The sequence below is a fragment of the Gammaproteobacteria bacterium genome (assembly GCA_013003425.1).
Lineage (GTDB): Bacteria > Pseudomonadota > Gammaproteobacteria > Steroidobacterales > JABDKV01 > JABDJB01.
In genome coordinates, this window is record JABDJB010000104.1 from 1 (window position 1) to 12097 (window position 12097).

The 12097-nt window shown below is 60.3% G+C and carries 11 protein-coding genes and 1 riboswitch; of the genes, 3 read left to right on the plus strand and 8 right to left on the minus strand.

The genetic code is table 11. The features are described from left to right. A partial coding sequence (locus HKN06_13900; GenBank protein ID NNF62404.1) for a peptidylprolyl isomerase occupies positions 1-321 on the plus strand: 321 nt, incomplete at its 5' end. Positions 322-352: 31 nt separating this feature from the next. Here HKN06_13900 and nhaD read toward each other — a convergent pair. The 3 genes from nhaD to HKN06_13915 form a co-directional block, all read right to left on the minus strand. Then, entirely contained in the window at positions 353-1672 is a 1320-nt protein-coding gene (gene nhaD, locus HKN06_13905; GenBank protein NNF62405.1) for a sodium:proton antiporter NhaD, read from the minus strand. 141 nt (positions 1673-1813) lie between these two features. Then, on the minus strand, positions 1814-2542 hold the full coding sequence (locus HKN06_13910) for a TIGR02206 family membrane protein (protein ID NNF62406.1): 729 nt from the start codon (positions 2540-2542) through the stop codon (positions 1814-1816). A gap of 350 nt (positions 2543-2892) precedes the next feature. Beyond that, a complete protein-coding gene (locus tag HKN06_13915; protein NNF62407.1) occupies positions 2893-3480 on the minus strand; it encodes a heme-binding protein in 588 nt (195 codons plus the stop codon). A 364-nt stretch (positions 3481-3844) separates the two neighbouring features. Between HKN06_13915 and HKN06_13920 the strand changes: the two genes are divergently transcribed. Beyond that, entirely contained in the window at positions 3845-5032 is a 1188-nt protein-coding gene (locus tag HKN06_13920; GenBank protein NNF62408.1) for an NnrS family protein, read from the plus strand. A 122-nt stretch (positions 5033-5154) separates the two neighbouring features. Here the strand turns inward: HKN06_13920 and HKN06_13925 are convergent, their stop codons facing one another. The 5 genes from HKN06_13925 to HKN06_13945 all read right to left on the minus strand — a co-directional run bounded on the left by HKN06_13925 (position 5155) and on the right by HKN06_13945 (position 11509). Continuing rightward, positions 5155-6438: a glutamate-5-semialdehyde dehydrogenase gene (locus HKN06_13925; GenBank protein ID NNF62409.1), complete on the minus strand. Its 1284-nt coding sequence runs from the start codon at positions 6436-6438 to the stop codon at positions 5155-5157. A gap of 6 nt (positions 6439-6444) precedes the next feature. Next, positions 6445-7581 carry a glutamate 5-kinase gene (locus HKN06_13930; GenBank protein NNF62410.1) on the minus strand — a complete coding sequence of 379 codons (1137 nt, stop codon included), beginning with the start codon at positions 7579-7581 and terminating at the stop codon, positions 6445-6447. Between the two features lie 294 nt (positions 7582-7875). Beyond that, positions 7876-9105 (minus strand): cystathionine gamma-synthase, encoded by a 1230-nt coding sequence (gene metB / locus HKN06_13935; protein ID NNF62411.1) that lies wholly within the window; start codon positions 9103-9105, stop codon positions 7876-7878. 47 nt (positions 9106-9152) lie between these two features. Beyond that, positions 9153-10424 (minus strand): aminotransferase class I/II-fold pyridoxal phosphate-dependent enzyme, encoded by a 1272-nt coding sequence (locus HKN06_13940; protein NNF62412.1) that lies wholly within the window; start codon positions 10422-10424, stop codon positions 9153-9155. A 26-nt stretch (positions 10425-10450) separates the two neighbouring features. Then, complete coding sequence (locus HKN06_13945) at positions 10451-11509, minus strand: homoserine O-succinyltransferase (protein ID NNF62413.1); 1059 nt, start codon at positions 11507-11509, stop codon at positions 10451-10453. Positions 11510-11662: 153 nt separating this feature from the next. Further along, a riboswitch (SAM riboswitch) is annotated at positions 11663-11772 on the minus strand. A gap of 137 nt (positions 11773-11909) precedes the next feature. Between HKN06_13945 and HKN06_13950 the strand changes: the two genes are divergently transcribed. Continuing rightward, positions 11910-12097: TrpR like protein, YerC/YecD (locus HKN06_13950; protein NNF62414.1), on the plus strand; the 188-nt coding region annotated here is incomplete at its 3' end.

Consider the following 12097-nt stretch of genomic DNA (forward strand, 5'->3'; position numbering starts at 1 on the left):
GGTTTTTACGACGGGCTGAAGTTTCACCGCGTGATCAGCAACTTTATGGTCCAGACCGGCTGTCCCAACGGCGACGGTCGCGGTGGACCGGGCTACAAATTCGAAGATGAATTCCATGACGAGCTCAGTCACGATGGTCCCGGCGTGCTGTCGATGGCCAATGCCGGACCCAATACCAACGGCTCACAGTTTTTTATTACTCACGTGCCGTGCCCACACCTCGATGGCAAGCACTCGGTGTTCGGTCGCGTGGTCAGCGGTCAGGACGTGGTCGACAGCATCGAACAGGGCGATACCATGGACAAAGTAACGGTGGAATAGAAGCCGGAAATCAATCGGTGGGCGACGCTGGCTAGAGACTCCGGGTCAATACCAGGTGCAGCCAGATACTGAGGCCGTAGCCCAGCGCGATGACCGGTGTCCAGCGCAGGTGGCTGAAGAAGTTGTACTGGCCGCGCGACTGGCCCATCAGCGCGATACCCGCAGCCGAACCGATCGACAGCAGGCTGCCACCGACCCCCGCTGTGAGCGTGACCAGCAGCCACTGGTCGATTCCCATCGCCGGGTTCATCTCCAGCACGGCAACCATCACGGGGATATTGTCGATTACCGCAGAGATTATCCCGACAGCCACATTGGCGGTGGTCGGCCCCAGGTCTCCATACATGTACGCCGAAAGCTGGTCGAGATAGCCGATAAAGCCCAGACCCCCGACGCACATGATTACGCCAAAGAAAAACAGCAGCGTTTCCCACTCGACTCGCGCAACCTCACGAAAACCTTCAAAGGGTGACACATCGCCAATCTCGCTGTAGCCCTGGCCGAAATGAAAAACCTGGTGGGTGAAGCGCAGGTAGTAACCGAAAAATTTAAGCGCGGCCAGCCCGGTCATCATGCCGAGAAACGGTGGCAGGTGCAGGTAGGCATGAAAGAGTACGGCAGTGAGTATGGTGCAGGCGAACAGGAACATTATCCGTCGCGCGCCGATTTTCATACGCGTGTCGTCGTGTTCGAGCTGCGGAATATCATTCTTGACGGCAAAAGACATGAACACCGCCGGGACGAGAAAATTGACGACACTCGGTAGCAGCAGGCGGAAGAACTCGTATATCTGCAAGCTGCCGTGCTGCCAGACCATCAGCGTAGTGATATCGCCAAACGGACTGAAAGCACCGCCGGCATTAGCGGCGACTACGATATTGACGCAGGCCACGCTGACAAAACGCGGGTTATCCTGGCCGATTGCCATTACCACCGCGCACATGACCAGTGATGTAGTGAGATTGTCGATGACCGGCGACAGGAAGAAACTGAGGATGCCGGTAATCCAGAACATCGTGCGCAACGTGAACGAGCGCCGTACCAGCCAGGCGCGCAGTGTCTTGAATACATGACGCTCGGTCAGTGCATTGACGTAAGTCATCGCAGCGAGCAGGAAGAGCATTAGTTGGGCAAATTCGACCAGGCTGTCAAAAACAGCCTCGCCGGGGAGATGAGCCTGCTCGGTACCTGAGTATTGCCAGGCGATGAGCGCCCAGATCAGGCCGGCAGCCAGCATGACCGGCTTCGACTTACGCAGGTGAACGACATCTTCCATGATCACCAGCAGGTAGGCGATCACGAACAGTAATGTCGCGAGGGTACCGCTCCAGTGAGCAGTCAGGTCCAACATGAAGCCAGTCTACCTGTTTAGGTGAATTTCAGGGACAGTTCACTGAATTGACCCTGCCCGGTGCAATTCAGTGAACTGTCCCTGGAACTCGAACTGGTCCTGGCGGGTGCAATTCAGTGAACTGTCCCTGGAACCGTGATCTTACTGTCTTGCCGCGAGCCTGCTGCGCAGCGCAAACGGCAGCCACGCCAGCAAGCAGATCAACAGCGTGAGAACTGCCAGCCCGGCGATGTACCAGGGCCACGGGCCGAGGAAATCGATCGGCGAGGCCTGGGCAGGTTTACGCGCGAGGTACAGGTAGTTGGCGCCAAGCAGCTGGTTTACCGGGAAGATGATGGCCGCATAAAGCACCAGCGCGGCGAAAGCCTTGCCGATTGATTGCAGGCGGGGAGCAAAGCCGTAGACAAGAGTGGCGTAGAAAATCGCCATCAGTTCCAGCCCGTGACCGGTGAAGAATACGATAAAAAGCGGGTGTGGAAAGCTGTAGGGGATGTCGGGGGTGAGCATTGCCGCAGTAAGCCCGCCAATACCCCAAAAGTAGACGATTTCGTAAAGCCGGTAACTGCGAAGCCAAAGCATGATGATGCCCAGCACCAGTACCGCGCCACACAAGTGCAGCGGCAAATGCTGGATCAGTGGCTGGTCATAAACACCCGAGCGCAGTGCGATGCGAATGCCTTCGTGCACGACAAGCAGCGCTGCCAGCCCACGGCCTAGAGTGAGTTTTTGCGCTTCATTCAGCTGATTGCGCAACAGCAGCGGAACGATAACGGCGCTGGCGATGGCGACACCGGCGGTTGCCAGGTGGCCGGTACCGAATGTCACAAACGCGTTCATCCCGCCATGATAGCGCTGTCTGCCCCCGCGCAATGCCAACGATTCCAGCAAGAGCGGTCTCGTGGGAGCGGCTTCCAGCCGCGAACAGCCCCGCGCAATCCGAAACCCGCCCGCAGGAGCGGCTTCAGCCGCAAACAATCCCGCGCAATCCAAAACCCGCCCGCAGGAGCGGCTTCAGCCGCAAACAACCCCGCGAATCGTTCAGAACCTCATGTAGGAGCGGCTTCCAGCCGCGAACAGCCCCGCGCAATGCCAACGATTCCAGCAAGAGCGATCTCGTTTCCAGCAAGAGCGGTCTCGTGGGAGCGGCTTCCAGCCGCGAACAGGCCCGCGATAATCTCTCGTGTGATCGGTTCAGCCGCGACCGCCAATCTTCCATGCTGTCACCTGTTGGCGTGGCGCTCGGCCCATTCAACCTCGACGATGACTTCATTGCGGCGCAGGAACCACGGCGTGGCCGGACCGTTATAACGGGCCAGCATCGGCTCGCCGTCTGTCCGGATGTTGTTCTGCTGCAGCGATTTGAGCAATGCCTGCTCGTTTTGGGTGTAATTTTTCTCGGTCCATAGCCCACTGTAGCGTTTTACTGCGACCGTGCGTGGTTCTGTTTTATGAATACGGATACGCGGATCATTGGGAACAGGTAGTGTTTCGAGGCTGTATTTCTGCTCCATGACGAAGGCATACCTGTAGCGTTGCTCGCCCGCGGGTTCAGAAAGCACCGGAGCAGTCATTGCCATCCTGGTGCCGCTTTCGGCGGGCCGCGTCTCGACCGGCGTTGTCATTTCCATTTTCTCGGCAGACTGGTTGTTGCCAAAAATATATCCCGCCAGGATCCTGAAAGCAGATCCGCCGGAGTCGCGCAAACCGCCGTCGACATCAACCTCGGCAACAATGTACGGCTCGTAGTGACGTATTTCGTACTCGTCGGTCTGCATGAGGACTTCATAGTCCGGCTCTTCATTAGCCATAGCACTTGCTCCACTGACCAGAACAATCGCAGCAATCAGGACTTGAATTAAAAATCGCATAGGGTGATAACCTCCAGCCCCGAACGATAACAGTGCCGCGAGCGGGACAGGTTTCAGAACGGTATTAAGGTGTTTCCAGGTGTATCGCTGCCCCGCAAACCCAGCCTGCAGGAGCGGCTTCATCCATAATTTGTCTCGCGAGCAGAGCAAACCCCCGTGTAGGAGCGGCTTCAGCCGCGAACAATCCCGCGACAATCTCCCGTGGGAGCGGCTTCAGCCGCGAAGAAATTCCCGAAGCACCCAACGACACGTGCGCAGGTCCGTGGTGCGTTAGACTTTCCCTGAGCCCACATGACCCGGATCAATGACGACTGATGCAAATCCCGCCAACCCAGCCGGGCTGGCAATCTGGAACCTTGGTTTCCGGCCGTTCTTTCTCGGTGCGGGACTGTTCGCAGCGGTTGGTATGGCGTTGTGGCTGGTCGTCTACGGCATAGGTGTGCCGCTGTACCCGCCGGGGGTCGCCCTGACTCAATGGCATGCCCATGAAATGCTGTTTGGTTACACGCTCGCGGTGATCGCAGGGTTTCTGCTGACGGCCGTGAAGAACTGGACTGGTCTGCAGACGCCGCACCGCGCTCCGCTCGCTGGCCTGTTCGTGCTGTGGCTGGTTGCCCGTGTTGCCAACCACAGCGGTGCCGCAATGCTGGCGATCGGGACGGCAGCGGACCTGTTGTTCAATGGGCTGCTGATTGTTGCCATTACATTGCCAGTGGCTCGATCTGGCCAATGGAAGCAGATGGCGGTGGTCGGCAAGCTCATTCTGCTGGCGCTGCTCAATGTGCTGTTTTATCTCGATGCCTGGGACCAGTTCGACCGCGGCGCGTTTTTTGCCGTGTACGGTGCCTTCTACACGGTGCTTGCGCTGATCCTGATGATGATGCGGCGGCTTATACCGTTTTTTGTCGAGCGCGGTGTTGATGTAAAACTGAAAAATTCGAAATTTCTCGACCTGGCCAGCCTGGTGCTGTTTGTCGAGTTGATGATCAGCGAGCTGTTTGGCATTTGGGTCGGACCGACGTTGTGGGTTGCTGCGGCGCTGTTTGTGATTCACCTGGTGCGACTGGTGATGTGGTATACGCCGCGTATCTGGAGGCGGCCACTGCTGTGGAGTTTGTACCTGGCCTACGCAATGATCGTCGCCGGCTTTGCGTTGTTTGCACTTACGCCGTGGCTGGGGGTGCCGAAGCTGCTGGCACTGCATGCGTTCGCAGTTGGTGGCATGGGGATAGTAACGCTTGGCATGATGTCGCGTGTTTCGCTCGGGCATACCGGTCGCGACCTCCATGAGCCGCCGTTGCTGGTTGCCATCGGTTGTGTACTTGTTGCTGGCGCCGCGCTGGTACGCGTTATCGGGCCGCTGGTCGATGCGGCGCATTACACGGTGTGGGTTGATGTATCCGGCGGGCTCTGGATCCTGGGGTTTGCCGGATTTGCGGCGGCCTATGCACCGATACTGCTGCGTCCGCGCGTTGATGGGCGGTATGGGTGACCGCTGCTGCAGCACACTCCTGAGGGGGCGCCTTCCAGGCGCGATAGAGCAGGCGACAATTTGAGCCCCGAAGAATCGCGGCAAGATGCCGCTCCCACGGCAGGGTTGCTGGCACGGCAGGATTATTGCGGGCGGGTCTGGCCGCTGCCGGCGACGAAATATTTGTAGCTGGTCAGCTGTTCGGCACCGACCGGGCCGCGGGCGTGGATACGGCCGGTGGCGATGCCAATCTCGGCGCCCATGCCAAACTCACCACCGTCGGCAAACTGCGTTGATGCGTTGTGCAGCAGGATGGCGCTGTCCAGATCAGAGCGGAATCGCTGCACCGCCTGTGCGTCGCTGGCGATGATTGCTTCGGTATGACCGGAGCCGTGCTGCTCGATGTGGCCGATGGCTTCATCAACACCGGCTACCGTTTTTATTGCGAGTATTGCGTCGAGATATTCGGTGTCCCAGTCGGCTTCCTGCGCCGGCTTTGCCCGGCTGTCCAGCTCACAGATTGCGGCGTCGCCGCGCAGTTCGCAGCCGGCGTCGACTAAAGCGTCTGCGATCAATTGCCAATGAGTCGCCAGGCAGCTGCGATCGATAAGCAACGTCTCGGCCGCGCCGCAAATACCGGTGCGACGCATCTTGGCATTGAGAACGACGTCGCGCGCCATCGCCGGGTCGGCGGATGCGTGCACGTAAACGTGGCACAGGCCTTCGAGATGACCGATCACCGGTACGCGGGCATCGGCCTGCACCCGCGCGATGAGGTTTTTGCCGCCGCGCGGGACAATGACGTCGACGTATTCCTGCATGCCCGACAGCAGCACGCCGACGGCGTCGCGATCGGTGGTCGGTATCATCTGTACCGCCGCGGCGGGCAGTCCGGCTGCTTCCAGGCCGGCCGTCATACAGGCATGAATCGCCGTACTTGAATGAAAACTCTCCGAGCCGCCGCGCAGGATCACCGCGTTGCCGGATTTCAGGCACAACGCAGCCGCATCGGCGGTAACGTTGGGCCGGCTCTCGTAGATAATGCCGATGACGCCGAGCGGCACGCGCACCCGCTGTATGACTAAACCGTTTGGCCGTTCCCATTCGGCGATCACCGTGCCAACCGGGTCGGGCAGCTGCTCGATCTGTTCGATGCTGCGCGCCATTCCGTCGACGCGTTGTTCGTCGAGCATCAGGCGATCGAGCATGGCGCCGGAAAGCCCCTTGTTGCGCGCCGCGGCCATGTCCTGTTCGTTGGCGGCCAGTATCTGGCCGCACGCCTCACGGATGGCCGCCGCCGCTGCCGTCAGTGCCTCATTCTTTTGATTGGTGGAGGCACGGGCCAGTTCGCGCGCCGCGCCGCGGGCCTTCCGGCCAAGCGCCTGCATCATCTCGCCAATATCAGTTTTGAACTGCGGGCTGGTCATGGGGGGTTAGTCGTTCAATACCAGGTTGTCGCGGTGAATCACTTCGTCGCGCTCACTGTAACCCAGGATACGCTGGGTTTCTGCGCTGCGCCGACCCTTTATCCGCTGCACTTCGTCGCTGCCGTATGCGACCAGGCCGCGGCCTATGTCGCGACCGGTGTCGTCCTGAATAATCACCGCATCGCCGCGCTGGAATGTTCCGTCGACGGCAACGATGCCGACCGGCAGCAGGCTCTTGCCGTTGGTCAGTGAGCGCACGGCGCCGGCATCGATAGTCAGCGCACCGTGTGGTTTGAGTACGCCGGCGATCCAGCGCTTGCGAGCGATGCTGGGTGTGGTCGCAGGGATGAACCAGGTGCAGGCGCTGTCGTTCTCGACAGCGCTTAATGGTTTTGATCGGTGGCCGTTAGCAATTACCGTGGCGCAGCCGGCCGGCATGCAGATCTTCGCCGCCGCCAGCTTGGTGATCATGCCGCCGCTGCCGTACTCGGTGCGGCTGGTGCCGGCCCGTGCTTCGATGTCTGCGCTTATCTCATGGACAACCGGTATCAGTTTCGCGTTTTCATCTACGGAGGGATCTGATTCGTACAGCCCGTCGACATCTGACAGCAGCACCAGGCAATCGGCGCTGCACATCGCGGCCACGCGCGCTGCGAGGCGATCATTGTCGCCGTAACGAATTTCCTCAGTGGCGACGGTGTCGTTCTCATTAATAATTGGCACGACGCTACCGGCAAGCAGTGTTTCCAGCGTGCTGCGCGCGTTGAGATATCGGCGCCGGTTTTCGGTATCGCCCAGGGTCAGCAACAGCTGCGCGGCTTTGATATCGTGCAGCCCCAGCAGTTCCTGGTAAGCGTGTGCAAGCAGGATCTGGCCGGATGCTGCTGCTGCCTGCTGCTGGTTCAGTTTGTTCTGTTCTTTGCCGAAGCCGAGGTATTTGCGTCCCAGCGCGATGGCGCCGGATGACACCACGACGATCTGCTGGCCGCGCCCGACCATTCGCGCTATTTCGCCGGCCAGCGACCTGAGCCATGCACGATTGAGGGCGCCGCTGTCGAAGTCGACCAGCAGGGATGAGCCCACCTTGATGACGACTCGGTTTGCGTCGGTGAGCTGCGGCAGATCGTCTTGTGTTTTTTGCATCATTCGCATTCGCGGCTGAAGCCGCTCCTACAAGGTCGCTCCAGCGAGGTATTGTCGCAGGTAGTCGCGGCTGGTCACTCTCGCACATCCATGTGCTCCGCGACACTTGGACGTCCTGTCCGTCGAAGCCGCTCCTGCAAGGGTAGCCCGCATTACGCGGGATTGTTCGCAGCTGAAGCCGCTCTTGCAAGGTCGTTGCAGCGAGGTATTGTCGCAGGTAGTCGCGGCTGAAGCCGCTCCCACGGAGCCGCTCCTACGAGCGGTGGCCCGCATTACGCGGGATTGTTCGCGGGATTAGCCGCGAATGTCCATTCCTGCGGAATGGGTTGCGCCCACAGCGATTCGGCCCGGCTTGATAAAAGGCGCGGCGCGGTCGAGGCCCGCGGCCAGGTCGGCGACGAGGTCATCGGCAGATTCGATGCCGATCGACAGCCGCACCAGGCTCTGTGTAATTCCCGCCGTGGCCTGTTCCTCCGGGCTCATCGCCGCGTGCGTCATGGTCGCCGGATGCGCTACGAGGCTTTCGACGCCGCCGAGTGATTCAGCCAGGAAAAAATGCTCGAGTCCGTCGAGGAAGGCGCGTACTGCATTGTCGCCGCCATCCAGCTCCAGGCTGATCATGGCGCCGAAGCCGCGCTGCTGCGTGCGCGCCAGCTGGTGGCCGGGATGATCGGGCAGGCCGGGGTAATAGACTTCTCTCACCCGCGGGTCTTCGGCCAGGAAACCGGCAATGCGCAACGCGTTTTCTTCGTGTGCCCGCGCGCGTACGCACAGCGTGCGCAGCCCGCGCAGGGTGAGAAAGCTGTCGAATGGTGCCCCGGTAACGCCGATACAGTTACCCCACCAGGCGATCTCTTCAGCCAGCGCCGCATCGCGCGCGATGACGGCGCCCCCGACGACATCGCTGTGGCCGTTGAGATACTTGGTGGTCGAGTGCAACACGACATCGGCGCCCAGCTCGATCGGCCGCTGCCATGCCGGTGACAGGAAAGTATTGTCGGCAACCAGCAGCGCTTCATGCCGGCGGCACAGCTGTGCCACGGCGGCAACATCGGTAATTCGCAGTAGCGGGTTACTTGGCGTCTCTACCAGCACCATCTTCGGCCGCTGCGCGAACAGCAACGACAGGTTGGCGGTATCTGTGAGGTCGGCAAACAGCACCCGGAACTGGCCGCGCCGCTGCAACGCCGACAGCAGGCGATGGGTGCCGCCGTAGCAGTCATGCGGTGCAATCAGCAGGTCGTCTTTTTCCAGCAGCTGGCAAACCAGTGTTATGGCTGCCATGCCGGAGCTGGTGATGGTCGCGTTCGCGCCGCCTTCCAGTTCCGCCAGAACCTGTGCCAGCGTGTCACGGGTCGGGTTGCCGGAGCGCGTGTAGTCGTAGTCACGCTTGTTGTTGAACCCGTCAAACGTGAATGTTGACGACAGGTGCAGCGGCGGTACCACGGCGCCGTGAGCCGTATCACTGCCCAGCCCGCTGCGCGCCGCCACCGTCTCTGTACATCGATCGCTTTTGTCTGCCATAGCTTTGTCCTCGTTATCTGTTGTATTCCGTCGACCTGCTACGGGTATCAGGCCGCAGCCGCCAGTGCCTGTTCGATATCAGCGATGATGTCGTCGCTGTTCTCGATGCCAATCGACAGGCGCACCATGTCGTCAGTTACGCCGGCAGCTTCCAGCTCCGACTCGCCCAGCTGGCGGTGTGTGGTAGTCGCCGGGTGGCAGGCCAGCGACTTGGCATCACCGATATTGACCAGCCGGGTAATCAGCTGCAGCGCGTCGATAAATTTCGCTCCGGCTTCGCGACCGCCACTGATGCCGAAAGTGAGAATGGCGGCAGGGCGCCCATCGACATACTTCTGCGCCAGTTCGTAATAACGGTCGCCCGGCAGGCCGGCGTAGTTGACCCATTTCACCTGTTGCTGGCCTTCCAGGTACTTCGCAACGGCCAGTGCGTTTTCCGTATGGCGCTCCATGCGCAGCGGCAGGGTCTCGATACCCTGCATGATCAGGAATGCGTTGAACGGTGACAGCGCGGCGCCCATGTTGCGCAACGGCACCACGCGGGCGCGACCGATAAAGGCTGCCTCGCCCAGCGCCTCGGTGTAGACCACGCCGTGGTATGACGGGTCGGGCTTGTTGAACAGCGGAAAACGTGGATTGTCTTTCCATTCGAAACGGCCGGAGTCGACGATGATGCCGCCGACCGTCGTGCCGTGGCCGCCCATGTACTTGGTCAACGAATGGACCACGATATCGGCGCCGTAATCGAACGGCCGGCACAACACCGGGGTTGCCACCGTGTTGTCTACGACCAGCGGCAGCCCGTGACGATGAGCGAGTTTGGCCAGGCCCTCCAGGTCGACGATATTGCCGGCCGGGTTACCGATCGATTCGCAGAAAATCAGCCGGGTCTGGTCATCGATTTGCGCTTCCAGCGCCTTGAGATCGTCGCCCGGCGCAAAGCGCGCGTCGATACCCAATGTCGGTAGCGTGTGAGCAAAAAAGTTATACGTGCCGCCATAAAGCTGGCTGACGCTGACGATATTGTCACCCGCGCCGGCCAGCGTCTGCAGTGTTGCCGTGATAGCGGCCATGCCTGATGCCATGGCGAGTGCGCCGATACCGCCTTCCAGTTGCGCCACGCGCTCTTCCAGCACCGCGTTGGTCGGGTTCATGATGCGGCTGTAGATGTTGCCCTCGACCTTCAGGTCAAACAGGTCTGCGCCGTGCTGCGTATCGTCGAAGTAATACGACGTGGTCTGATACAGCGGCACCGCAACTGCGTGAGTTGTTGGATCGCCTTTGAAGCCGCCGTGTATGGCAATGGTCTCTGGTTTCATTTCTGCTCCGTTGTGTTCGTGTTGTGTTAATGCCAGTCGAGATGCAGGGGATCGGCCGCGTTGACTCCCTGCATGAAAGGTTTGTTACGTTCCAGCCCGGTTACCTGGTAGACCAGGCCGAGCCAGTTGTTAAAGATGGACTTGCCAGTGTCGGTCCAGGTGTTGTCGAGATGTCTGTCCAGCTCGGCATCCGGGAACCCGTTGTCACAGCCGGCCAGCACCCGGGCGCGATAATCTTCGAGTATGTCGCGCGAGGCCGGGTCAAAGTAATTGCGCGGGTAGGGCGGGTACTGGTTGCGCTCACCGCTGCGATAACGGTTCACCTCGCGCTTGTATTCCTTGGCCAGGCTGGCCGTGTCGTATTCCGGGTGGCCCTGCACGTAGACAAAACGCAGGCCGTCGGCGCTGGCGGCCAGCAGCACGCCGGCTGTTTCACTCTCGGTGAGCACTGTTATCCCGGCCGCTTCAAGCTGCGAGCGTGACACGTCGTTGTAGCGTGAATGTGGCGCCTCAAAACGTGTGTTGACCCCGCTGACAATGGGGTGATCGCGTGCAATGGTGCGATGTTCGAATACACCCCACAGCTTTTTGTCGAGGCGGCGGCGTTCGATGTCGTGATAGTGCCGCCACACTGCATGCGACGCGAGGCAGGAGCACAACACGGAGGTGACGCTGTCACGCGCCCAGTCGGTGACCTCGGTCATCGGAGGGTAGAAATTCTCACGCGTCAGGTCAGGGCCGGTGATATTGGCGCCGGTAATGATCAGCGCATCGAGACCGGCTGCGGCAATCTGTTCGAAGGTCTGGTAGTGCCGTGCAATATGGTCGCGCGCCGCAGGGCCACGACCGAGGCCGTCGACCGAGAACAGGTGCACGTACATTTGCGCAATGCGGTTGGAGTTGCCGACCAGGCGCAGGAACTGGCGTTCGGTCGCTTCCAGCGCCGCGTCCGGCATCATGTTGAGCAGGCCGATGTGTAGCTCGCGAATGTCCTGGTGACGCGCGCGCTCGTCGCCGATCACCACCTGGCCCTCGTCGGCCAGCCGCGCATAGCTGGGCAGATCGTTGTGCGCGATCAGCGGCACGCCCGGCCTCGCTTCAACGATTTGCAGAATTTTCCATTCATCAGCGCTTTATCCACACAACAATTCGCCAGCCCGTCTGGCTGTCATCGAAAAGTGCGTGGATAAAGAGAGGGAGGGTTGCGGTGACCTTCAGCCCGGCGGCTGTTTCACAGCAACTCATCTCTCGGGCTAATCCCGCTGGACTTGGCACCGTTTCGGAGTGGTTAGCTCCGCTGGTTGCCCCGGCTTCAAAGGGCCATTCCCTCTGCCGGTCTCGATGAGTAAACCCGAAACTAGTCCCAAACAGTGGCTGGTGTCAACAGGCGTCTGGCAGCTGAATCCGGGCTTGTGTCCCTGCAGGTCGCTGTGTTAGCGTGTTAATGTATTAGCACGTTAATACAAAACAAGCAGGAATAAAGCGATGAAAGCCCTCCATGCGGATGAACCGGCGCGCCAGCGGCGCGCCCTCGAAGACAGCCTGTACAAGGCCGTTTTGACACTGAAAACCGCGGATGAATGCCGCAAATTCTTTGCCGACCTGGCCACGCCGGCAGAGCTGGAGGCGCTTGCCGATCGCTGGGCGGTGGTCGAGCTGCTCGAGCGCGGTAT